Origin of the sequence: Inhella sp. (assembly GCF_041912635.1) — a bacterium.
In the GTDB taxonomy this organism is placed as follows: domain Bacteria; phylum Pseudomonadota; class Gammaproteobacteria; order Burkholderiales; family Burkholderiaceae_C; genus Inhella.
On record NZ_JAYRMO010000026.1, the window covers coordinates 1 to 23,328 of the forward strand.

Below are 23,328 nucleotides of genomic sequence, written 5' to 3' on the forward strand. Positions count from 1 at the left end.
AAGCATGCCGACACTTACCTCGCCGCCTTCGCCTACCGCTTCAACCGCCGCTTCGAGCTGCGCGGCCTCGTCGCCCGACTCATCGTGAATGTGGCGCGCTGTCCGCCGCATCCAATTCCGGAGATCCGTGGCGGTGCTGAGGCACATTACTAATCAGACCGCCCCATGGACATGTGGACAGCCTACTGCGCGGCCTGCCCACATGCCCACAGGGCCCGAGCTACGACCACGATTGTTGGTGTTGGGTTCCACACGAAACGACGAGGGGCCGGATTTGGCCGCTACCAGCGCCAATGGCGGCGGCGGGCTCCCTTGCGATTATTTGCCTTGGAGACTTTGTGCTGGTCGGCTTGAGAAAATAGGAAGTCGCCCAGGTGCCGACTTTGCAAGCAGGACATGAACTCCTCGTCGAAGAAGCTGCGCCTGTACGCGTGCTGGGACAAGTCGACATCGCCAAAGGTATTAACCTCCAAAATCTTCGGACCGTCATCACAAATCGCTATGTCCCAGCCAGGACAGATGAAGCCTGGGAAAGCCTTCTGCGCATCGGTGACCAAATCAACGACCTCTCTCCAGTAAGGTATTTCAAAGTCGACTAAAGGGATCTGGGTGCGGGGATGTTGCTGGAGCTGTGTCTGGTGAAGTCCAACACCAGCAATGGCCCTGATCACTCTGCCCGAGCGGATGTCCAGGGCAGCCAGCATGTTGCCGCTTGCGCCGTGTTCGAAGTTGTCCGAGTCGCGCACACCGGCGTTGACCTTAAAAATGGCCTTGGTGACTTTGACTGCGTCACTCTGCAAAAAGGTGTGAACTCGAAGCCCGGAAATCTTGTTCGAGCCTGTGAGTGCTGCAATGTTTCTATGAGGGGTCAATGGATCCTGCAGGATCCAGCCCAAGGTGCGGCCGTCATCTAGCGAAGCGCAGAAGTCCGCGATTGGTTCCCTTTCGCCGTTGCCCAGGAGCACGAACCCCATCTCATACCCTTTGACCAACACATTACCTCTGCCGTACGAACCGAATGAGCGCTTGATGTAAAGCGGCAAGTTGTCTGGAATGGAGATGAACTCCGCCAGCTGGTCCGCGCTGTTCAGCGAGCCGATGGCGTTTGGTCGGAGCGACCGGTACACAGCTCTGATCTTCGGAATCGGCAAGTTCAAGCCAGCCAGCAAGGCGTACATCGTCACCTTGTCAAGGCTAAGGAATCGCGAGTAGTCATCAATCAGCAGTTCTTCCGCCGCTGCCTGCGTTCTCTGACCGCCAAAGGCTCTCTTCTTTTCCCACGCGATATCGGTCTTGTAGAGCTGGAAGTCGATGTATTCCGACAGGCCCAACCTTGTTGGGGAAAGACGAAGTCGGGCCGCTTCCATCAGCAGGGACAGGACGCCTCGGCCGGAATCTGCTGCAGCTTTCAAGTAGGCGTGGGTCAGGTTCATTGAGGTCTTGATTTGTGAGCTGATGTGGCCAATGCGTCGGATTCCAGCTGCAAACTTGCAGCGCGCCGGAGTTGTGAGGGCTTTGGCGATGGGATGAACTGTACGAGTTTCACTAGGAGCACCGACCTGCCCCCGCTGCCCGCCACCCCCACCGGCCGCTACCGCCACTACAAGGGCGGCGAGTACGAGGTGATCGGCTGCGCCCGCCACAGCGAGACCCTGGAGCCCCTGGTGGTCTACCGCCCGCTCTACAACGCCAGTGGCCTGTGGGCGCGCCCGCACGCGATGTTCTTCGGCACGCTGGAGGTGGACGGCCAACAGCGGGTGCGTTTCGAGCACATCGGGCCATGAGCCTGTATTTGCTCTTTCTGGCCGTCGCCGCGCTGACGGTGCTGAGCCCGGGCCCTGGCGTGGTGATGACGCTTTCCAACGCGCTGCGCTTTGGCCTGCGCGGCGCCTGGGGCGGCATCCTGGGCGTGGCCTGCGGCGCGGGCGTGGTGGCGGCGCTTTCGGCCACCAGCCTGGGCCTGCTGCTGGCCGGCTCTGCGCTCGCCTTCACGGTGGTGAAGTGGATGGGCGCGCTGTACCTCATCTACTTGGGCCTGCGCCTATGGCGCGCGCCGCCGCTGCACCTGGGGGCCCGGGAGGTGGCGGCGGCCTCTTTCTCGCGCCGCTTCGCGGCGGGCATCACCTTGCAGTTCTCCAACCCCAAGGCGATCTTCTTTTTCCTCTCGGTGTTCCCGCAGTTCATCGAGCCGGGCCGTGCCTACTGGCCGCAATTTCTGCTGCTGGTGCTGAGCTACAGCGCGCTGGTGGTGCTGATTCACTGCGCCTATGCCCTGGGCGCCCAGGGCGCGCGGCGCTGGCTCAGCTCGGAGCGCGGCGGGCGGCTGGTGAACCGCGGCGCCGCGCTGACCTTCATGGGCTTCGGCGCGGCCCTGGCCCTGGCACGGCGCTGATCAGCCGGCGGGCAGGAACTCCAGGCCGCTGGCGGCCAGGCCGACGAGTTCCACGCTTTGGGTGTTGAACTCGATCTGGCAGGCCAGCAGGGCCAGGGACTCCTGCGTGTAGACGCCCTGATCCAGCAGGGCCGTGAAACCGGCCAGGTCTGCCGCACTCGGCGCCATGCCCATCACGTTCTCGTAGACATGCTGCACAAAGGCGCTGTGGGAGCGCCCGCCCGCCAGCTGAGCAAAGAGCTCGGTGCCCAGCGCCAGCCGCACCACGTCGGCATAAGGCACGCCGGCATCAAAGAGTTGCAGGCCGATGCCCACGAAAGTGGGGTTGGCCAGGAAGTCCTTGCCGAACAGCGCACGCAGGATCTGCGCCGTGGAGCCGGCGTGCCCATCCAGGTCCAGTGCCACATGGGCATTGGCGAACTGCACGCGCTCTACCTGGCTGAGGAGGTCACGCCCTTCGCTGCCGGCGCTCAGGGTCCAGCCTTCGGTGCTGCGGCTCAGCGGCACGCGCGCGCCGGCGTACACGGCGGTGTCGATGCCGGCACCGCCGTCGATTTGGTCGTCGCCAGCGCCGCCGGTGATGCGGTCATTGCCAGCACCGGCTTCGAAGCGATCGGCCAACGGGCTGTCGCCCAGGACGTCAGGGCCGTCGGTGCCACGGCGGGCGGCCACCACGTCCAGCGTCACGCTGCGCAGGGTGATGCCGCCCTGGCCATCGCTGACGCTGAAGCTGAAGCGGTCGGGCCCGGCAAAACCGGCCGGGGCGCGGTACTCGAAGGCGCCCGCGGTGCCCACCAGGGCCGTGCCCTGGCCGGGTTCGATGGCCAGCGCATAGCTCAGGGCATCGCCATCGGCGTCGCTGGCCGGCGGCAGTTGGCCGCGCAGCAGGCCGCCGGAGAGCGCACGCACCGTGAGGTCGCTGACCTGGGGCGCTGCGTCGTTTACGGGCAGCACCTCCACATGCACGAGGTAGTGGTTGCTGCCGCTGCTGCTGCTGATTTCGAAGCGGAGCGCTTCCACGCCCCAGAAATTGGCCTTGGGCGTGTAGCTCAGCTGCCCATCGGCACTCAGGTTGGCTTGCCCGTTGCTCGCGCTGCCCAGCAGGCGGTAGGTCACGGCGGTGCGCGCCAAGTCGCTGGGGTCGGGCAGGCGCAGGCTGAGCGCGCTGTCCTCGTCTACTCGCACCACCACATCGCTGCCCAAGGCGCTGGCGGCCAGCGTCACCAGGCCATCGCTGAACTGCAGGCGTTCGATGTTCACCAGGGTGTCGAAGCCGCTCAGGCCATCGCGCGCCTTGACATAGGTCTTGCCGAAGGCCGTACTGAGCTCGTAGTCCGCACGGCGGCCGCTGAACACCGCGGTGTCGGTACCCTCGGCGCCGTCCAGCCAGTCATTGCCCAGGCCGCCAGTGAGCTGGTTGTCCAGGCTGTTGCCCAGCAGCACGTCGTCTAGCGCGGTGCCAATGGCGTGCTCAATCCAGCTGCCGCCCGCGATGCCCAGGTTGCCCACTGCCGTGCGGCCATCGTCCGCCGTGCCGGTGCTGCTTTGCCGCCCGGGCCGCAGGTCCAGGCTCACGCCGCTGCCCAAGGCAGAGGCGTCGAGGGTGTCGATGCCCCCGTCATCCACCAGGGTGGTCTGCATCTGGCCGTCGCTGGCGCTGAGGCGGTGCAGGGTGTCGCTTGCGGCGCTGCTGCGGCTGCCGTAGAGCTGTCGCAGAGCCAGCACATCCAGCGGCCCCCATTCCGCGCGGAACAGCCCGTCGCTGGAGAGCACCTGCGACATCACGCTCAGTGCGCTGCGGTCATCGGCTTCGCTGAGCTGGGTCGGCCAGCTGTCGCCCGGGTCCACGTTGCGTGGGTGCCGCAGTCCCAGGGCGTGGCCCAGCTCATGCAGCAGCGCCTGGTAGCCCTCGCTGCCGGGGCTGAGTTGGGCCATGGACTCCACGTCCATCCACACATCGCCCGCACGCTCGCCCCCGCTGCCGGGCAAATAGGCCTGGCCCTTGGTGCTGGCCTGCTGGCTGATGCCGAAGCGCAGCTGCCCGGCCGTGCTGCCAGACTCGGTCACTTCCGTGAAGCTCAGTTGCGTCAGGCTGGCGGTTTGCGCCAGCAGCTCGCGCACCAACTGCTGCTCCGCCGCTGTGAAGGGGCGAAAGCCCGGCTCGCTGGATTGCTGCACGAAGCTGTAGGTCAGCGCGACGGCACTGCCCAAAGGCTGGCTGGCATTCCAGCGCGCGCCGCTGCCGGCCAGCAGGCCTTCACGGGCCTGGGTCTCGGGTTGGATGAAGTCGGTCAGATCAAAGCGCACCAGGGTGCGCCAATCCCCCCCGGGCTTGAGCTGCACATCCACGTACTCGACATCCACCAGCTTGATGCTGATGCCCTTGCCGCTCTTCGGAGTGATGAGGGCGATGCGTCCGTCGGCCGAGACCTGGATGTCCAAGTCCGACAACAAGGCCTCGCGCCAGGGCTGGCCTGGGGCGGGCTCGAACCAACCGTTCAGGGCGGCGCCGTCGCGGCCCGCGCCACCGAAAAACTCGTCCGAACCACCGTTGGTCCAGTAGTACTCGTCCCGGTCTGAGCCTTGAAGCCAAGCGTTCTGTGCGCCACTGCCGTGGACGACGGTGACGCCGATCAAGGTGTCGCGGCCCCCCTGGCCATCCTCGGCCCATCCTTCTGCCAGGTTGACGCGCAGGCCGTCGCCGGCATCCCAGTAGGCAGCCTGCAGGGTGCCGAAGCCGCCCGCAATGCGCTCGATGTGGTCGTTGCCCTTGCCGCCAATGGCCACGCCCATGCGCAGCTTGATCGTGTCGTGGCCATCACCGCCATACACATCGTTCCATTCGTTGGCGGCCTCTTCGGGCTGGATGTAGACGTCATTTCCAGCGGTCAGTCGGATATCGGCCATGGCTCAGGCGCGCAGCAGCGGCAGGGTCTTGGTGGGGAAGTTCGCCAGCAGGGGGAACACGTCAAGCAAGGCAGCAGACTCCAAACCAAGCCACTCCATCAGCGTGGCACCGACCTGGTCGCTGCTGAGACTCGGCACCAGCCGGCCGTTCTTGCCGCCGTCGCTGTCGTCCGGGCCGCCCAGCACGAGGCTGGGGAAGGTGCCCACCGCCTGACCGCCTGCCACGGGGCCGCCGAACAGCCACCAGTGGTTGCCCCAGCCGTGTTCGCTGCCGCCGCCGGAGCCCGGCCGCAGGGTGCGGCCGAACTCGGTCATCACCAGCGTCACCACCTCCTGATCCATGCCACTGGCGCGATTGGCCGCGTCGAAAGCCGCCAGGGCCTTGGCCAGCAGGTCAAGCTGCGCGTCCTGCGTGGTGCTGCCGCTGCCACGCTGGTTGGCATGGGTGTCAAAGCCGCCCCAGTGCAGTTGGAAGACCTGGCGCTTCAGGCCCTGGGCCTTGAAAACGGGTAGCACCGAAGCCAGGCGGCGCAGCCCGGTGGCAATGCGGTCGTTGCTGCCGAAATCCTGGCTGGGTGTCTGGGCCTGGGCCATGGCCTTGGCCACGGCGGTGGCGTCACTAAAGCCCGTGGAAAAGGTACGTGCGTACTCAGCCTCGTAGGCGTTTGCGGACTGCCATTGCGCCATACGCGCCAACATTTGCATGCCGGCTTCTTGAGGTCGGAGCAAATCCCCCAGACCCCACCAACTGCTGCCCTCGGGGTCGAAGTAGGACACCGGTGAGCGGCGCCCCTGCACCAGAGTGCGATGGGTACTCCAGGTGAGGGCGCTCAGGCCGTGGCGCAGGCGCGCCGGCAGCAGTTCCAGCCCACGTCCGGCCCAGCCACTCTGGTCTTCCGAAACCCCCCAGCCCTGCACGATGGCGGTCTGGTCGCTGTGCGAACCCAGCAGCGGCGGCACATCGGACTGGCCGGCCAGGATGCTGGCGGCGGTGCAAGGCTCCACCAGCGGCCCCACGTTGGCAATGAAGCCCAGACGCCCTTGTTCGTAGAGCCCACGCAGCGGCCCCAGGGCCGGGTGCAGCCCAAAGCTGTGGCCGATGGTGGGGGCGGGCAGCGCGAGCAGGCTTTCCTTGGGCAGGGCCAGGTTCTGTCGGCAGCGGGCGTAATCGGCGTAGGCGCCATCGGTGGGCACCAGGCAATCGCTGCCATCGTTGCCGCCATCCAGGTAAATCACGACCAAGCTGCGGTAGTCGCCCGGCGCGGCGTTGCCCCGCAGGCTCCACGCACCCAAGCCGGTGGCTAAGCCGCCGGCCGCACAGCGGGCCAGCCATTGACGTCGGTTCAGGCTCATCGCATCACTCCGTAGCTGGGGGTGCTCAGGGCGTAGCCCAGGGTCATCAGGGCGCCGTGGCGGGCGTCCTCGCGCTGGAACGGGGCCTGGGGGTCGGCCATGAACTGCGCCACGGTGTTGCGCAGCGTCGGCGGCATGGCAGCACGGAAGTAGCGGCGCGACACCCAGTCGGCAAAGGCTGCGGGTGAATGCGCAAACTGGGCGGCCAGTTCATCGACGGGGCAACCGGCCTTCTCGTAACCGTCATAGCGCCGCCCGCCGCTCGGAAGCCAAGTGATCACGGCAGTCGGCAACTGCAGTCGCTCCCGCAGCTCGACCTGGGTGAACAGGCGTTGTTCGGGGGCGAGCAAGTTGCTGCCTGGCGCGCGATCAGTGGGCGCATAGAAGCTGAACACCGAGGCCGCATTGAAGGGCTTTTGCGCCTGCGTCATGGCCGGTCCTCCCCAGTCGTAGGCCGGGTAGCTGCGGCAGCCCAGGCCGCGCCACAGGGCCGTGGCGAAGAGCAGCGGTTCGCGGAACTTGCCGTCCTGCGTTGCGTTCGAGGTGGGGGTGTCGCCGGCGCGGGCCTCGGGGTCCAGGAGCACCGCCTTGAGCACCGCTTTCATGTCTCCCACAAGGCCTTGCCCGTTATCGCGGAACTTGGCTGCTACGCGCTGCACATAAGCCGGCGAGGGCTGGCTCTTGACGAAGTGCTGGATCAATCGCACGGCCACGAAGGGCGCGGCATTGGGGTGGCTGGTGAGCAGTTCCACCGCATCGCGCAGGTCTTTATCGTGGCTTTGCCCCGCCGGGAATTCGCGCCCCAGCACCCGTTTGGCGCCGGAGTCCCGCTCATGCGCGTAGGGCGAGGGCACCATGGGTTCGACGTAAAAGGTCCAGACCGAGGCGCCGGGGCCGGCCTCTTTCCAGCGCCAGCCTGACAGCACGCGGGCCAGTTCCTCGACATCGCGCTGGCTGTAGGTTTCGACAAACCTGCCCTTGGCGTCGCGCACCGGGGTGCCGTCCGGATTGAGCTTCACCACGCCGATGCTGAACAGCTGCATCAGCTCGCGCGCGTAGTTCTCGTTGGGGGCGCAGGCTGGGCATTGCGCGCTCTTGGGGCGGTTCTGGGTGTTGTCCAGGTAGAACCCCATGGCCGGGTTGCGGCTGATCTGCTCCAGCAACTCCGCGTAGCGGCCCAGGCCATGCTGCTGGAGCAGATTCAGGTACGTCGTGACGCCAGCGGGCTCGATCTTTCCGGAGGCAATCACCAGGAACTGCGACAGCGACCAACTCATGCGCAGGCGCAACTGATCGGGTGCGGCGTGAAACAGCTGCGCCATCTCCTGCTCGAAGCGGTGATAGACGCCCACTGGGGCTGGCTTGGGATCCTTGAGGTAGACGCTCAAGTCGAAGCCCGAGGCGGGCAGCGCCAGTTGCTCGTCAATCCAGCGCTCAAAACCTTTGGCCTGAACCTCCGCCACCAGGGCCGGTGTGGGGCCAAAGCTCGCTTGCTCGGCAAAGCGCGAGGCGGCGTAGAAGCTGACCTGCTGCGCCGCGCTCGCAGGCGCCACCTGCCCCTGCGAGGGACTCGGTGCGGGCGAAGCGTCTGGGCCGGGGTCGCTGCCGCAGGCGGACAGCAAGGCGAGCAGCGGCAGCACGCTGAGTGGCCACCGGGCAACGGTTCGGTTCAAGATGAGATCCTTCCTGGCATGCGGCGGCAGGCTTGCACCTGGGCTGGCCCGCGATTAGAACGGGGCTCAGGCGCACTTCTTGTCACCGATTTGAGGGACCCGACGGCTGGCGTGGACCGCGTCAGGCCGCCGCCAGCCTTGGCTTCAACCAACGCCACCCGCGCCACCCCAGCACCAGCCCAAACAGCAGGCTGTAGAAGAACGGATCGCCAAAGTTGTTCTTGCCCGCCCGCATCCACCAGAAGTGCAGGCCCACCGTGAACGGAATCAGATAGACCAGCCGGTGCAGGGCTTGCCAGCGCTTGCCGCCCAGCCAGCGCACGGCGGCGTTGAACGAGGTGGCGGCCAGCGGCAGCAGCAGGGCGAAGCTGAGCATGCCGACGAGAATGAAGGGGCGCTTGGCGATGTCGCGGGCGATCTCACCGAGGTCCAGCCCCATGTCCAGCCAGGCATAGGCCAGCAGATGCAGGCTGGCGTAGGCGAAAGTCCAGACGCCGATCAGGCGCCGAAAACGTAGCAGCGCGGGCAGGTGGAACTTCTGGCGCAGCGGCGTGATGGCGAGCGTCAGCAGCAGGCCCTTGAGCGCCCAGTCACCCAGGCCGCGGATCAGGGCCTCGGCTGGGTTGGCACCGAGCTGGTTCGTGGCCGCGGCATAGACCAGCCAAGCCAGGGGCAGCGCGCACAGCAGGTGCGCGAGGGGCTTGGCGGCGCGGTGCGTCAGGGCGTTCAAAACCACCGGCGCAGGTCCATGCCGGTGTAGAGCTGCCCCACCTGCTCGGCGTAGCCGTTGAACAGCAGCGTGGGGCGGCGCTTGGCGAACAGGCCGTCCTCGCCGATGCGGCGCTCGCTGGCCTGGCTCCAGCGCGGGTGGTCCACCTGCGGGTTCACGTTGCTGAAGAAGCCGTATTCGCGCGGCGCGGCGGCGTTCCAGCTCGTCACCGGCATCTTTTCGGTCAGGCGGATGCGCACCAGGCTCTTGGCCGACTTGAAGCCGTACTTCCAGGGCACCACCAGGCGCAGCGGCGCCCCGTTTTGCTTGGGCAACACCTCGCCGTACATGCCAAAGCTCAGGAGCGTGAGCGGGTGCAGGGCCTCGTCCAGGCGCAAGCCCTCGCGATAGGGCCAGTCCAGCACGTTGGCCGAGAGGCCGGGCATCTGCGCCTTGTCGGCCAAAGTCACGAATTCGACGTACTTGGCCTTGCCCGTGGGCTCCACCTTCTTCAGCAGCTCGGCGAGCGAGTAGCCGATCCACGGAATCACCATGCTCCAGCCCTCGACACAGCGCAGCCGGTAGATGCGCTCTTCCATCGGGGCGAGCTTGAGCAGCTCTTCCAGACCGAAGGTCTGCGGCTTCAGGCATTCGCCATCCACCTGCACCGTCCAGGGCTGGGTGCGCAGGCGCTGGGCCTGGCGGGCCGGTTCGTCCTTGTCGAGGCCGAACTCGTAGTAGTTGTTGTAGTTGGTGGCGTCGCGGTACTCGGTGGGCTTGTCCATCACCAGGGCGCCGGGCAGCGCGCTGCGTGTGGCCGCCAGGGGCGCGCCCTTGGCCAGAGCGGGGCTAGCCGCCAATGTGGTGGGCAGGGCCAGGGCGCTGAGCAGCAGGCGGCGCTGCTCGAACAGCGCGCGCGGGGTGATCTCAGAGGCGGGGACTTTCATGCGCGGACTCCTGATGGGCCACATGCGTCGCATCTGGGGCGGCACTCCTTACAACGGCCCAACTGCTGGGGCAGCGCACGTTGGTGCGCAGCTTGTTGTACTCGGGGGTCTCGCGCAGCTTCTTCAGACCGCGGTTGAAGTCGGCGCGCAACTGCTCGCTGCGCGCCTTGTCCTTCGGGAAGATGACATGGGTGCTGAACAGATCGGTCATCGGGCGCGGATGCGCGGCCAGTTGGCCGGCGGCGGCATCGTCGAAGTGCTGCACCAGCAGATCGCAGGCCACGTTGCGCTCCAGCGGCAGCACATCGATGCGGCCGGCCTGCAGCATCTTCAGCCCGGCCAGATCATTTGGAACCGAGGAGCTGATGAGTCGCCCGGCACGTGCCGCGGCCCACAGTTCGGGCGTGTAGGTGTAGTCGCGCGTCATGCCGATGACGTAGGGGTACAGGTCTTCGAGCGCGCTCCAGTCGAATTTCATCGCGCGCCGGTGCAGGAAGACCCATTGCTCGGTCAGCAAGTTGTCGCTGAGCAGGAACTTGGCCTTGCGCTCGTCCGATGCGCCCCAGTGCGCTGAGGCGTCCCAGTGGCCGCGTTCAGTTTCCAGCTGCGCGCGCGACCAGGGCAAAAAGGTGAACTGCACCTGGTGCCCGCCCAGTTCGAAGGCGCGATGCACGATGCTCAAGGCGATGCCTTGGTCCGTGCGGCCTGCCGTCGCGTAGGGTGGGAACTCGCCGGTCGCGATGCGCAGCGCCTCGGCCGCGCAGCCCCCGAACCAGCAGGCACCGAGGAGAAGCGCGGCCCACTTCTTCATCACAGTTCTCCGTAGCTATGCAATCCGCTCAGGAACATGTTGACGCCCAGGAAGGCAAAGGTGGTGATCAGCAACCCCACCAGCGCCCACCAGGCCGCCATGGAGCCACGCAGGCCCTTGATGAGGCGCATGTGCAGCCAGGCGGCGTAGTTCAGCCAGACGATCAGCGCCCAGGTTTCCTTCGGATCCCAGCTCCAGTAGCCGCCCCAGGCCTCGGCGGCCCAGAAGGCGCCCAGGATGGTGGCGATGGTGAAGAAGGCAAAACCCAGCGCGATGGCGCGGTACATCAGTTCGTCCAGCTGGGGCAGGGCGGGCAGGCGCTCGGTGACGCGTGCGCGTAAGCCCACGCACAGGGCCAGGAAGACGCCCACGCCGCCGAACTTGCGTGCCCAGGCGATCAGGCCGGCCGTGGTGCCCTCGGCGAAGCCGCCGAACAGCGCGAAGTTCAGCAGCACTGCCACCAGGCCCAGCGGCAGGGCCACCAGGCCCAGCCACAGCGAGCGGGTCGCAGCGGTCTTCAGCAGATAGGCCAGCGCCACCATGGCAGCCAGCGCAAAGCAGCCGTAGCCCACGAAATTGGCCGGCACGTGGATCTTCATCCACCAGCTCTGCAGCGCCGGCACCAGGGGCTGGATCTCATGCGCGCCCCGCGAGGCCGAGTACCAGAGCAAGAAGCCCACCGCGGCCGAGACCACCAGCATCACCCAGGCGCCCAGCGCACGGGTGCCGAAACGGTCCTCGAAATACAGATGGAAGAGTGTGGTCATCCAGGTGAACAGCACGAAGACTTCGTACAGATTGCTGACCGGGATGTGGCCGATGTCGGGGGCGATCTGGTGGCTCTCGAACCAGCGCACCAGGGTGCCGATCAGGGCCATCGTCACCGCCGCCCAGGCCAGCTTGGTGCCGCCCGATTCGAGCATGGCCGCCTGGCCACGCCAGGCCAGCGCGGCCCAGTAGAAGGTGGTGGAGAGAAAGACCAGGAAGGCCATCCACAGGATGGCGCTCTGGCTGGCCAGCGCGTACTTCATCAGGAAGAGCTGCTCGCCGGCCTGCAGATCGGCACCAAATCCGTCGCTCTTGCCGCTGTACAGCGCCAGCGCCAGCAGCGTGGCCGCACCCACCACCACGGTGAGCGTGCGCAGCGGCTTCCAGAACCAGCCCAGGGCAATCAGCGCCGGGGCGCTGCACAGCAGGATGCCCTGCTCGTAGCCGTCCATCGAGCCCGAGTAGCGCCAGAAGGCCAGGGCCAGGCCGGTGAGCGTGAGCGCGGCAAAGGCCCAGTCGGCCAGCGAGCGCCGCGCAAGCAATGACCGGGTCGGCAGGGGCAGGGCGGTGGTGTTCATGGCTGGATCAGGGTCTTGAGTTGCTCGAATTCACGCTCGGTTTCGCTGCCCTGGCGCTGGCTGGAGTAGGCCAGCAGCACCTGGGTGCCGCTGCCGGCTGCAGCCGGTGCCAGCCAGAGCCAGAGGCGGCGTTCGCGGATGTAGAGCATGGCGAACACGCCCAGCATCAGCAATATGGCGCCCAGATAGACCAGCTTCTGGCCAGGGGCACGCGTGACTTGGAATACCGAAGCCTGGCGCTGCTCGAAGCCCTGCAGGGTGAACAGGTGCTGGGCGGGGTAGAAGACCGAGTCGGAGAGCGAGAGCAGGGCCTGGGTCAGGAAGGCCTGACGCGGCTCGGAAGCGGGCGGGACGCTGACCTGGGCGGCCTGGCGCGCGGTCTCGTCCAGCTGCGACAGCGCGCCCGAGAGCACGCGCAGCAGCACGGCCGACACGCGTTCGCGCTCGGGCGCGGGCACGGTTTTCTCGATGTAGTGCGAGAGCGCCGGCAGGCCGCCGGGCGGGCCGTCGTCCATCTTCTCGGCGCCGGCCAGCAGGGCCAGGGCCTTGTCGGCCGAGGCCGACAGCTGGCCGCGCAGCTCGGGCTTGTCGGTGGCGGCATGGGCATAGGCCTGTGCGGCCGTGCTGCGCAGCACCGGGTCGTGCAGGGCGCGGCGCAGGCGCAGCCAGCCCTCCAGGCTGTCGTTCTCGTCGGCGGGGATGCGCAGGTAGCGGAACTCGGCATTGCTGCTCTCGCGCATGCCCATCAGGTAGACGCGCTGGCCATCCAGCTCCACCGGCTGCATGTAGTTGTGGAACTCGCGCGCCTGGCCGGCGGCGTCGCGCAGGCGGTAGGTGATGGCCGGGCCGATGTTGCGCAGGGTCTTCTTGCTCGGGTCTTTGGCGGCCGAGCCGCCGCCGAAGGCATGCTTGGCCGGCGCGCTGGCGGCCTCGGCCGCGCCTCTCACCTGGCCGAAGTCCTCGACGTTGATGACCCTGAGCTCGGCCACTTCCAGCGTGGTCTGGAAGCTCGGCAGGGGCAGCTTGCCGCCCACCTGGCCGTCGATCTCCAGCGCGCGGCCACCCGCCAGGGGCTCGGCACGCAGGGTCACTTTGGAGCCGCCATCCTCGAAGCTGCTCTGGTAGATCGCCATGCCCTTGTGGATCAGGGGCTTGTTCACCTCGACGCGCGCCGTGCGTTCGCCGTCGGCGTCGCGCAGCAGCACCTCGCTGGCAAAGAGCTTGGGCATGCCGGTGTCGTAGTACTCGACGATGAACTTCTTCAGCTCCAGCTCGAAGGGCAGCTCCTGCAGGGCAATGCCGCCGGGCAGGCTGAGCACCGCGGTGTTGGAGCGCTGCCCCTCGGGCACGAACAGATTGGCACGGAAGCTGGGATTGCGGGTGTCCAGGCGGTAGGGCTCGGGGTTCGTGACATTGCCGGAGCCGGTGAACAGCTGCTTGCCCTGCAGCTTCAGCGCCAGGCGCACGATCAGGTCGCCGTCCAGCAGCCCGCCCAGGCAGACCAGCACGATGGCGCCATGCGCGGCCAGGTAACCGAGCTTGTGCACCTTGCCCTTGCGCGAGGCCAGCAGGCGCCCGCTTTCGCGCTCCTGCTCCTTCAGCTGCCAACCTTGCGCGGCCAGGCGTTCGGCCAGGGTCTGGCGGGCGGCCAGCGCATCCTGGGTCCATTCGGCCACGGCGTGATGGTGGTAGGCGCTGAGTGACTGCTCGCGCACGCGCAGCTTGGCGTCCTTCCAGTCGTGCAGGATCTTGGGCGTCTGGCGGGCGATGCACAGGCTGGTGGAGATCACCAGAAAGGCCAGGATCACCAGGAACCAGGGCGCGCTGTAGACCGTGAACAGGTCCAGGCGGCCGAACAGCTCGGCCCAGAAGGGCCCGAACTCATTGATGTAGTTGTTCAGGGGTTCGCGCTGCTTGAGCACCGTGCCGATCACGGAGGCAATGCAGATCAGGGTCAGCAGCGCGATGGCGAAACGCATCGACGCCAGCAGCTCGAACAGCTCGCGGCGGGTCTGGGACGAAAACATGGCGGGCCGGATTGTCCCGGGGGTGGGAGGCTTTGCCTTAAGCGGAAACAAAAAAGGCCAGCGCGGGGCTGGCCTTTTTCAGGGGACGGGGCGTGGATCAGCGCAGGCCGGCGATGTAGTCGCTCACGGCCTTGATCTCGGCGTCGTTCATCTTGGCGGCAATCGCGCTCATCTGGACATTCACCCGGGAGCCGGCGCGGAAGGCGTTCAGCTGGGCCTCGGTGTAGTCGGCATGCTGGCCGCCCACGCGCGGGTACTGCACCGGCAGGCCGGCACCGTTCGGGCTATGGCAGCCGGCGCAGGCCGGCACGCCCTTGGCGGCAATGCCACCGCGGTAGATCTGCTGGCCCAGGGCCACGCTGTCCTTGTTCTTGGCAAAGCCCGGCTTGGCCGTCTTGCTGCCGTAGAAGGCAGCGACGTTGCGCATGTCGTCTTCGCTGAGCGTGCCGGCGAAGCCCGCCATGATGGCGTTCTTGCGCTTGCCGCTCTTGAAGTCGGCCAGCTGCTTGGCCAGGTATTCGGGGTGCTGGCCGGCCAGGATGGGGTTGGCCGGGCTGCCGCGCGAACCGTCGGCCGTGTGGCAGGCGGCACAAACCTGCGACGAGATGGCCTGTCCCTTGGCCAGATCGGGCTTGGCGGCGGGCTGCGGCGCACTGGCGTGGGCGCTGGCGGCGATCAGGGTCAGGGCGAGGAGGCGCAGCGGCGTCTTCATGGTGGCGGGCGCTTTCTTGGCTTTTGAGCGTCTTGCAAGACGGCCGCGCCCAGGGCAAACAGGGGGCGGGCCGGGAAAAAGGCCGCGAATCTTACAATGCCGCCCCTCATGACCGAGCCCACCCCCACCCCGACCGTTCCGGTCACCGACCGCGAGGTGCTCGGCTGGGCCCACACCGCGCGCTTCTTCACCACCGCGGCACAGCTGCACCAGCTGCCCGAGACCGGCCTGCCCGAAGTCGCCTTCGTCGGCCGCTCGAACGCCGGCAAGAGCACCGCCATCAACACCCTGGCCCAGCACCGCCGTCTGGCCTTCGCCTCCAAGACGCCGGGCCGCACGCAGCACATCAACCTGTTCCACGTCGGTCCGAAGGACGCCCCCAACCAGCTCTGGGCCGACCTGCCCGGCTACGGCTACGCGGCGGTGAACCGCGACGCCAAGGCGCGCTGGCAGAAGGTGATGGCCGACTACCTGGTGGAGCGCGGCCCGCTGGTGGGTGTGGTGCAGATGGTCGACAGCCGCCACGGCCTGACCGACCTGGACCGCCAGCTGATCGACTTCATGGCCGAGCGCATCTACGCCGGCGAGGTGCGTCTGTTGGTGCTGCTGACCAAGGCCGACAAGCTCACGCAAAAGGAGCGCGCCAAGATCCTGGCTGACACCCAGGAGCAGCTGGCCGCCTATGCCCTGACCGATGAAGCCGACATCGGCGTGGCGCTGTTCTCGGCGCTGAAGAACATCGGCGTGGCCGATGCCGCGCATTGCCTGCATGAGTGGGCGCAGCTGCAGCCGCCGCCGGCTGCAACGAATGAAACCGAGGGCGACGGCGCTGACATCTAGCTGAAACAGGGGGGCGTCACAGTGCAGTCATCGTCAGGAGACTGCCATGCAACACCCTCTGTACCGCAGTGAAGCCTTCGCCGAAGACCTGCTGGACGAGCTGCCCAGCGCCCCGCGCCGCGAACTGCCGCACTGGCTGCTGCCGGTGACGGTGCTGCTGCTGGGCCTGGCGATCGGCTGGATGCGCTGATATCCACTGAAACATTTGAAACAGGGTCCGGTGGGCCTGATACCGGGCTGATACGGCGCATGGGCAACATGGGCACACCGCTCAGAGCCCGTCCGCCATGTCCATCGCACCGCCTCTCTATCATTCCGCGCAGGAGGAATCCCGCGTGAATCAAGCCGCCCCCTTGCGTGTGCTGGTTGTGGATGACGAGTCGGAGCTGCGCAGTCTGCTGGCCGAGTACTTCGGCCGCCATGGGTTGGACGTTCGTCAGGCTGCAGATGCCGCGCAGGCGCGCAGCCTGATCGAGACCACCGTACCCGACCTGGCCGTGCTGGACGTCAACATGCCGGGCGAAAACGGCCTGTCGCTGGCGCGCTGGTTGCGCAGCACCCATCCGCGCGTCGGCATCGTCATGCTGACGACGGTCAGCGAGTCGATCGACCGCGTCGTCGGCCTGGAGCTGGGCGCCGACGACTACATCCCCAAGCCTTTTGAGCTGCGCGAGCTGCTGGCGCGCGTGCGCGCGGTGGCGCGCCGCCTGCAGCCGGCCGAGCCCGTTGCAGGTGCGGCGGCTGCCGCACCGGCGCCCAGTCAGCGTGTGCGCTTCGGTGTCTGCAGTCTCGATCTGGAAACCCGCCAGCTGCTCGGTGCCGATGGCGCCGAGATCGACATCACCGCCGCCGAATTCGACCTGCTGGCCCTGTTTGCCCGCCACCCCAACCGGCCGCTGAACCGCGACCAGATCATGGAGCAGGCGCACAACCGCGGCTGGGAGGTGTTCGACCGCTCGATCGACTTGCGCGTGATGCGCCTGCGCCGCAAGATCGAACGCAACCCCGATCGCCCCGAGGTCATCAAGACCGTGCGCAACGTCGGCTACGTGTTCGTGCCTGCGCCCGAGGGCATGTGAATCTGGAGCTGGACGCCGAGCTGCTGCGGGCGCTGCTGGAGGACGTGCCGGCACGCGTGGTGGTGTTCGATCGCGCGCAGCGCTACTGCTACGCCAACCGCGCCACGCTGGAGTTCCTGGGTCTGAGCGCCGAGCAGCTGATCGGCCGCACCGTCAGCGAGATCCGCGGCGAAGGCGTGGCCGAGCGCAACCGGGCCGTGTTCGACCAGGTCTTCGAGGGCGCGACCCTGCACTGGGAGGGCTGGGCCGATTACGCCGGCGTCGGCCTGCGCTACACCGAGGAGTCGCTGCGCCCCTACCCGGCGCAGGCGCGCCCGGTGCAATGGGTGCTGGGCTTTGCGCGCGATCTCACCGAGGTCAAGAATCAGGCGCGCGAGGCGCAGGAGCAGTTGGAGGCTGCGCTGCGTGCCGAGGTCATCAAGACCTCGATCGTCGACCACGCACTGGCGGCGCTGGTGACGAGTGACGCCGAGGGCCGCATCGTCGAATTCAACCCGGCCGCCGAGGCCATGTTCCAGCGCCAGCGTGACGAGGTGCTGGGCCGTACGGTGGCCGAGATCATGGTGCCGCCCGAATTCCGCGCGGCCCATAACGAGGGCATGCGCCGGGTCGGGCAGGGCGGGGCGCCGCGCATCATGGGCAAGCGCCTGGAGATGCAGGCGCTGCGCGCCGACGGCGAGCGCTTCCCGATCGAGATGGCGCTGTGGCGCATCGAGGTCAAGGGGCAGACCCATTACACGGCCTCGATCATCGACGTGAGTGAGCGAGTGCGTGCGCAGGCGCTGATCGAGCGTCAGCGCGAGGCCTTGCGCCAGAGCGAGAAGCTGGGTGCCATGGGCAGCCTGCTGGCCGGCGTGGCGCATGAGCTGAACAACCCGCTGGCCATCGTCATGGGCCGTGCCAGCCTGCTGGAAGAAAAGGCCCAGGGCAGCGCGCTGGCGGACGATGCGCTGCGCATTCGTGAGGCGGCCGAGCGCTGTGGGCGGATCGTGCGCACCTTCCTGAACATGGCGCGCAGCCGCCCGGGCGAGCGGACTGCGGTGGGCCTGAACGAGCTGGTGCGGGCCGCGCTGGATCTGCTGCAGTACGGCTTGCGCAGCCACGGCATCCAGCTCGATGTGCAGCTCGACCCGGCGCTGCCCACGGTGCATGCCGATGCCGACCAACTGGGCCAGGTGGTGCTGAACCTGATCGTCAACGCCCAGCAGGCGCTGGCGCAGGTCGAGCCGCCGCGCCGGCTGGGCATCAGCAGCGGGGTCGAGCAGCCGCGGGCGGGCCGCGAGTCGCGCGTCTGGCTGCGCGTGCAGGACAGCGGCCCGGGCGTAGCGGTCGAGCTGCGCGAGACCATCTTCGAGCCCTTCTTCACCACCAAGCCCGAGGGCATGGGCACCGGACTGGGCTTGGCGGTCTCGCGCTCCCTGGTGCGCGAGCATGGTGGGGCGCTGCAGTTGGAGCCGCCGCGGCCCGGCCAGGGCGCCTGTTTCCGCATCAGCCTGCCCATCAGCGGGCAGAGTGAGGCGCCGGCCGAGCTACCGCCAGCGCCCGCCGATGCACCGGCCCAGGCGCGCCTGCTGGTGGTGGACGACGAGGCTGAGATTGCCGACCTGCTGCGTACCCTGCTGGAGGGGGCAGGCTACGAGGTGGCCTGCGCCGAAACCGGTGAAGTAGCCCTGGAGCTGCTGCAGATGGCGCGCTTTGACGCGGTGATCTCCGACCTGCGCATGCCTGGGCTGGACGGCGCCGCGCTGTGGCGCGAACTGAAGGCCGGCTATCCGCAGCTGCTGCGCCGCCTGCTGTTCGTCACCGGCGACACCCTCAGCCCCGGTGCCAGCAGCTTCCTGGACGAGACGGGCTGCCCGCATCTGGACAAGCCCTTCGCCAAGGCCGAGCTGCTGGCGGCGGTCGAACGCTTGCTCCGCTGAAGCGCTTATTCACCGATTGCGAACAACTGAAACCTGTTCGCGCGGGTTTGAAACGCCTGGTTGACACCGCCGGCCCACACTTCGGGCTGTTCCCTGCCGCCGGAGTTCACCATGTCGCCCTTCCAGTTCCAGCTTGTGCGCCTGACCTGGGCCCAGATGCAGCCGCGCGCTGGCCAGTGGGCGCCGCGCCTGCGTGAACAGCTGGCGCTGCCGGCCGAGCTGGCCCTGGTGGGCCGAATCGATGCCTTGATCCATGGTCTGGGCCGGCCCGAGCCCGATGCCCGCGCCTGGCCGGCCGCGCTGGACCTGGATCAGTTGGGCCAGGCCCTGATGCCGGAGCTGGAGCAGGCCCTCGGTCCGGGCTTCAGCCCTGCGGTGCGCGAGGCCTGGGCAGCGCTGTGGCAGGCACTGCGCCAGCCGCAGCTGGCCTGAATCAGGGCCGGCCGAGGAAGAGATAGAGGCTGGTGGCGCCGTCGTTTGCGCGCCCCAGCGCCAGATAGAGCGGCCCGATGCCGGTGTCTGCGCCCAGATAGGCCGAGGCGCCCCAGCGCAGGCCACGCAGACTGATATCCCGCGGCGCCAGCCAGGTGTTGCCCGCCTCCAGCGAGCCTCCCAAAAACCAGCCACGCGTCAGCACCGGCGCGTCGGCCAGGCGCCGGTACCAGCCGGCGCGCAACAGCAGCAGGGCATTGCCGCTGAGCTGCTCGCTGCGCAAGCCCGAGAGCTGCAGGAAGCCGCCCAGTGCATAAGGCCCGCCGGGGATGCCTGGCACCGGTTCCGTGCGGGCCAGGCGGGCATGCAGGTTCAGCGTGTCGGGGCCCCAGCTGCGTGCCTGTGTGGCCTCCAGTTCCAGGCGGTGGGCGCGTTCGTCCACCCCAGTCTGGTGGCCCAGCACGCCGCTCATCACCAGGCGCCAGCCCTCGCGCGGGAAGTTGGCCTCGTCCAGCTGATCGACCCGAGCCTGCGCACGCAGGCCGTAGAGATGCTGCAACTGACGCAGGGCCGGGGCGGGTGCGCTCAGCTCGCCCAGCAGGCGTGTCCAGCGGGTGGCCTCCTGCCAGGGGCCGATGCGCAGCTCGCCCATGCGCCCGAAGGGCTTGCCCAGGTCCACGCCGGTGGCAAAGGCGCGCCGGCGCAACTGCGCGTATTCGGTGCCCTGCTCGTCAAACAGCCGCACGCGGCGCAGCAGCAGCTCGCCCCAGGCGGAGCCGAACCAGTCGCTGCCGGTGCCCGATTGGCTGGAAAGGGGCTGGTACCACTCGCTGAACAGGCGGGGCGAGCGGCCGATGGCCAGCTGGTTGCGCCATTCCGCGCCGAGCCGGTTGAGCCAGTGGCGGTTGTGCGTCAGGCGCAGATTGAAGCTGCCCAGGCCTTCGGAATCGGTGGCCAGGTCCAGACCGATCTTGAAGTAGTGCGGCCCCCAGGGCTTGTCTTCCAGATCGAACACCAGGGTGTCGCCCGCGGGGCCGGGTTCGAGGCGGAAGTCGACGCGCGCGTAGTCGCCACTGGCCGCCAGCAGGCGGGTGTCGCGCACGGCTTTGGTGGCGTCGAAGGCGGCGCCGGCCTGGCTGGCCAGCACCGGCAGCCAGCGCTCGGGGCGGGTGATCTCGCTGCCCTCGAAGCGCAGCGCGGCCAGGCGCGGGCTGGGAGGCTCGCTGCGGCTGCGCGCTTGGCGCCAGCGCGCGTAGTCGGCCGGGCCCAGCGCGAGCGGGCGCAGCTCGGCCAGCAGGGCCTCGGTGCTGGCCTCGCCGATGCGAATGAATTCGGCCGCGCGCTCGAAGTCCGCCGAGCTCAGCTCGCCGAGGCCGGGGCTGATGAGCACGTCCTCATCCCAGAGGGTGGCCAGGCTGCGCTTGACGTTTTGCTCGGTGAGGATGTTGATCATCTGGGTCGTCAGGCCCAGCAGGCTGCCGAGCGCAGCGCGGCCCGAGAGCGGCGTGCCCACATTCACGGCAATCACCCGCTGCGCGCCCATGCGCCGCACCACGTCAACGGGCAGGTTGTTGACCAGGCCGCCGTCGCCCAGCAGACGGTCCTCGCGCTCGATGGGGGCGAACACGCCGGGCACGCTCATCGAGGCGCGCAGGGCCAGCGCCAGGTCGCCTTGGTCCATCACCAGGGCCTCGCCGGTCTCCATGTCGGTGGCCACAGCGCGAAAGGGCGTGGGCAGGCGGTCGAAATGGGTGTGCTCCCGCACCGGCAGCGTCAGCCGGCGCAGCAGCACCTCGAGGCCGCGGCTGGAGACCGTGCCCTGCGGGGCGCGCAGCTCGCCGTTGCGGGCGCCGAGTTCCACCGCATCTGAGAACGCGAAGTCCTCTTCCTTGCGGCGCAGCGAGAGGTGCTGGCGGTCGACGCGGCTGGCAAACACCTGCGCCCAGTCCAGCAGCAGCAGCTCGCGTTCCAGGCTGGCGGCGTCCATGCCGCTGGCATAGAGGCCGCCGATGATGGCGCCCATCGAGGTGCCGGCGATCAGGTCGACCGGGATGCGCTCGCGCTCCAGCACCTTGAGCACGCCGATGTGCGTGAGCCCGCGCGCACCGCCGCCCGAGAGCACCAGGCCGATGCGCGGGCGCTCGGCCACGCCGGGCACTTCGGCCGCACCTGCCCCGGCCGCAATCAGCAGCAGGGCAATTCCCCACACCCACCTCACGGGTCGAGGTTCTGCATCAGCGTGGCAACCGCGCGCTCCAGCAGGCCTTCCTGCTCCAGGTACATCACCAGACCCTTGGCGTAGAGCTGCTCCAGCGCCCCCGCGGTGAGTGAGTGGCGCTCGTCGGCATCCTGGCCGACAAAGGCGAAGAACTGCCGGCCTTCGCTGATCCAGACCAGCTGGGTGGTCAGCCAATGGCTCTGCACGAACATGTGGAACCAGCCGCCGACCGCCAGCTGGCGCATCCAGACCTCGATGGATTGGCGCGCCTGTTCGTCGGGCACGCCTGTGAGGGGCAGAGGCTGGGTCGGCAACTCGGCGCGATTGACTTCGGCGTGCGCCCACACCGACGAGTACTGGCTCTCGCGTTCGTCCAGCAGGCGTCGCACCTCGCTGTCTTGCGCCCCGCCGGCGGGCTGGATGGGCGGCGCGGCTGCGCGGCGTGGCTCGGCCGCCACTCCGCGCAGCGCGCGCGCATGCTGGCCGGCCAGCCCGTTGAGGATGGCCTCGCGCTTGCTGTCCGACAGCGCGATGCCGCTCAGCCCATGCGAGATGCGCGCGATCAGCGCCGGCAGGCGCTGGCGCAAGCGCTCGCGTTCCTCGTCGGTGCGCACCGGCTGCAGGCTGTCCACCAGGTCGTCGACGACCTGGATCAGCGACATCACGGCCGGTGACTCATGCCCGTCCAGCACCATGGCCTGCACGATCACCTCGATCCAGATGCCGAGCAGGAACTCGCGCACCGAGGGGCTGATGCGTGCGCCGTGCAGCTGGGCGTCAAGCTGCTCGCGCAGCATGTTCGTCCACTCATGGCGCTGGCGTTCGCGCTCCAGGGCGGCCAGGGCCACGGTGGAAGGCGTGCTGCGCTCGCGTGCCTGGCGTGCAATGAAGGCGTCCAGCAGGCGCTGAAGGTTTTCGAACTGCTGGCGTCCCAGGGCGGGCGCGGCCAGCAGCATCTCTGTCTGATCGTCAAGGAACTGCAGGAAGTCGCGCAGGCGCTTGTCGCTGCCGTCGTGGAAGGCAGCGCCGTAGGCCGCCACGGCATTGATCAGACGCCAGGTCGGGTGGTCCTGTTGGCGCAGCAGCTGCGGGTCTTGCTGAGCCAGGCGGGCCACCACCACCTGCAGGCGTGCAAGCTGGGCCTTGACCGGGGGGAGCAACTTGGGGTCCGCCAGCATCTGGTCGTAGAGACGCTTCAGCAGATCGCCCCCGCCGGGCTTGGACGCACTTGTCGCCGCATCGTGCGCTTCGATGGCGTCGACGCGCGCGCGCAACTGGTCCAGGCCACCGGGCACGCTGCTGTAGGGGCGCCGGTCGGCCCGGCTGATGTCCGTGGTGCTGACCAGCTCCGTCAGGTTGTGCCGCTGCAGTTCCGCGGTGAGCGCCTGGTAGACCGGCACCAGCGCGCCGGCCATGGCAGGCGCTACGGCCTGCATCAGCGCGTAATGGCCATCGGCGCGCAGATCGGGGCCGGCCAGGGCGTCGGCCAGCGCGCGCGCGAACAGGGCCGGGCGCAAGAGATTGGGTTCGCGCGCCGGCCGCGCATCCTTGCGCGCCAGGCCAGCGAAGAAGTTGTTGAGCTGGAACAGCTCGGTGCGGCTGGCCTCGTTGGCCAACTCCACCACATGGGCCACGCCCACATCACGCAGCGCCTGGTGCTCGTCCACGAGGGCCAGCTCGTTCATGCCGACATGACGCTTCGGCGCCAGCGGGTCCACGCCTTGACGGGCCTGCGCGAGCAGCGGGCGCAGGCTGGTCTCGAACTCGAACTGGAAGCGCGAACGGCGGCGGTTCCAGGCCTCCTGCAGCCCGAGGTGCTTGAGCTTGATGGCCTGCTGGATCGATTCCTGCAGATTGCGACCCAACTCGGGCAATTTCGCCAGAACGATGTCGACCAGCGGGCCTAGCAGCGGATGCGGGTTCATGCGCTGCATTATGAAAAGCAAAAAGGGCTTCGCCC

At 68.0% G+C, this 23,328-nt stretch carries 19 protein-coding genes; 7 read left to right on the forward strand and 12 right to left on the reverse strand.

Annotated features, from left to right (window positions below; genetic code table 11):
• Window positions 1-281 precede the first annotated feature (281 nt).
• Window positions 282-1,433 (reverse strand): sugar-transfer associated ATP-grasp domain-containing protein, encoded by a 1,152-nt coding sequence (locus ACE3QP_RS15195; RefSeq protein WP_374437331.1) that lies wholly within the window; start codon window positions 1,431-1,433, stop codon window positions 282-284.
• A 93-nt stretch (window positions 1,434-1,526) separates the two neighbouring features.
• Here ACE3QP_RS15195 and ACE3QP_RS15200 point away from each other — a divergent pair, with 93 nt between their 5' ends.
• The gene (locus tag ACE3QP_RS15200) at window positions 1,527-1,784 is read left to right on the forward strand and encodes a DUF1653 domain-containing protein (protein ID WP_374437332.1); all 258 of its coding nucleotides are present in this window, start codon (window positions 1,527-1,529) and stop codon (window positions 1,782-1,784) included.
• Window positions 1,781-2,392: a LysE family translocator gene (locus tag ACE3QP_RS15205; RefSeq protein ID WP_374437333.1), complete on the forward strand. Its 612-nt coding sequence runs from the start codon at window positions 1,781-1,783 to the stop codon at window positions 2,390-2,392. The genes ACE3QP_RS15200 and ACE3QP_RS15205 overlap by 4 nt, the downstream gene beginning before the upstream one ends.
• On the opposite strand, the gene ACE3QP_RS15210 is transcribed toward ACE3QP_RS15205, so the two are convergent.
• From ACE3QP_RS15210 to ACE3QP_RS15250, 9 genes are all read right to left on the reverse strand, one after another.
• Window positions 2,393-5,299: an Ig-like domain-containing protein gene (locus ACE3QP_RS15210; protein WP_374437334.1), complete on the reverse strand. Its 2,907-nt coding sequence runs from the start codon at window positions 5,297-5,299 to the stop codon at window positions 2,393-2,395.
• 3 nt (window positions 5,300-5,302) lie between these two features.
• Window positions 5,303-6,652, reverse strand: coding sequence for a DUF1501 domain-containing protein (locus ACE3QP_RS15215; RefSeq protein WP_374437335.1), 1,350 nt, complete (start codon window positions 6,650-6,652; stop codon window positions 5,303-5,305).
• Window positions 6,649-8,325, reverse strand: a complete 1,677-nt coding sequence (locus ACE3QP_RS15220; RefSeq protein ID WP_374437336.1) for a DUF1800 family protein — start codon at window positions 8,323-8,325, stop codon at window positions 6,649-6,651. Before ACE3QP_RS15220 ends, ACE3QP_RS15215 begins: the two co-directional genes overlap by 4 nt.
• A 121-nt stretch (window positions 8,326-8,446) precedes the next feature.
• Window positions 8,447-9,061, reverse strand: a complete 615-nt coding sequence (locus ACE3QP_RS15225; protein ID WP_374437337.1) for a sulfite oxidase heme-binding subunit YedZ — start codon at window positions 9,059-9,061, stop codon at window positions 8,447-8,449.
• Entirely contained in the window at window positions 9,052-9,981 is a 930-nt protein-coding gene (gene msrP, locus ACE3QP_RS15230) for a protein-methionine-sulfoxide reductase catalytic subunit MsrP (protein WP_374437338.1), read from the reverse strand. The genes ACE3QP_RS15225 and msrP overlap by 10 nt, the downstream gene beginning before the upstream one ends.
• Entirely contained in the window at window positions 9,962-10,792 is an 831-nt protein-coding gene (locus tag ACE3QP_RS15235; RefSeq protein ID WP_374437339.1) for a substrate-binding periplasmic protein, read from the reverse strand. The genes msrP and ACE3QP_RS15235 overlap by 20 nt, the downstream gene beginning before the upstream one ends.
• Complete coding sequence (gene ccsB, locus ACE3QP_RS15240) at window positions 10,792-12,138, reverse strand: c-type cytochrome biogenesis protein CcsB (RefSeq protein ID WP_374437340.1); 1,347 nt, start codon at window positions 12,136-12,138, stop codon at window positions 10,792-10,794. The genes ACE3QP_RS15235 and ccsB overlap by 1 nt, the downstream gene beginning before the upstream one ends.
• Window positions 12,135-14,165, reverse strand: coding sequence for a cytochrome c biogenesis protein ResB (locus ACE3QP_RS15245; protein ID WP_374437341.1), 2,031 nt, complete (start codon window positions 14,163-14,165; stop codon window positions 12,135-12,137). Before ACE3QP_RS15245 ends, ccsB begins: the two co-directional genes overlap by 4 nt.
• A 97-nt stretch (window positions 14,166-14,262) precedes the next feature.
• On the reverse strand, window positions 14,263-14,877 hold the full coding sequence (locus ACE3QP_RS15250) for a cytochrome c (protein ID WP_374437342.1): 615 nt from the start codon (window positions 14,875-14,877) through the stop codon (window positions 14,263-14,265).
• 108 nt (window positions 14,878-14,985) lie between these two features.
• Here ACE3QP_RS15250 and yihA point away from each other — a divergent pair, with 108 nt between their 5' ends.
• The 5 genes from yihA to ACE3QP_RS15275 all read left to right on the forward strand — a co-directional run bounded on the left by yihA (window position 14,986) and on the right by ACE3QP_RS15275 (window position 19,150).
• Complete coding sequence (yihA, locus tag ACE3QP_RS15255; RefSeq protein WP_374437343.1) at window positions 14,986-15,717, forward strand: ribosome biogenesis GTP-binding protein YihA/YsxC; 732 nt, start codon at window positions 14,986-14,988, stop codon at window positions 15,715-15,717.
• 46 nt (window positions 15,718-15,763) lie between these two features.
• On the forward strand, window positions 15,764-15,907 hold the full coding sequence (locus ACE3QP_RS15260; RefSeq protein ID WP_198109666.1) for a hypothetical protein: 144 nt from the start codon (window positions 15,764-15,766) through the stop codon (window positions 15,905-15,907).
• A gap of 145 nt (window positions 15,908-16,052) precedes the next feature.
• Window positions 16,053-16,796 carry a response regulator gene (locus tag ACE3QP_RS15265; protein WP_374437344.1) on the forward strand — a complete coding sequence of 248 codons (744 nt, stop codon included), beginning with the start codon at window positions 16,053-16,055 and terminating at the stop codon, window positions 16,794-16,796.
• Window positions 16,793-18,718, forward strand: a complete 1,926-nt coding sequence (locus ACE3QP_RS15270; protein WP_374437345.1) for a PAS domain S-box protein — start codon at window positions 16,793-16,795, stop codon at window positions 18,716-18,718. Before ACE3QP_RS15265 ends, ACE3QP_RS15270 begins: the two co-directional genes overlap by 4 nt.
• A gap of 111 nt (window positions 18,719-18,829) precedes the next feature.
• A complete protein-coding gene (locus tag ACE3QP_RS15275) occupies window positions 18,830-19,150 on the forward strand; it encodes a hypothetical protein (protein WP_374437346.1) in 321 nt (106 codons plus the stop codon).
• Between the two features lies 1 nt (window position 19,151).
• Here ACE3QP_RS15275 and ACE3QP_RS15280 read toward each other — a convergent pair whose 3' ends face one another.
• Together ACE3QP_RS15280 and ACE3QP_RS15285 are read right to left on the reverse strand one after the other, a co-directional pair.
• Window positions 19,152-21,359 (reverse strand): patatin-like phospholipase family protein, encoded by a 2,208-nt coding sequence (locus ACE3QP_RS15280; protein ID WP_374437347.1) that lies wholly within the window; start codon window positions 21,357-21,359, stop codon window positions 19,152-19,154.
• Between the two features lie 5 nt (window positions 21,360-21,364).
• Window positions 21,365-23,293, reverse strand: a complete 1,929-nt coding sequence (locus ACE3QP_RS15285) for a DUF1631 family protein (protein WP_374437348.1) — start codon at window positions 23,291-23,293, stop codon at window positions 21,365-21,367.
• Between the last annotated feature and the right edge of the window lie 35 nt (window positions 23,294-23,328).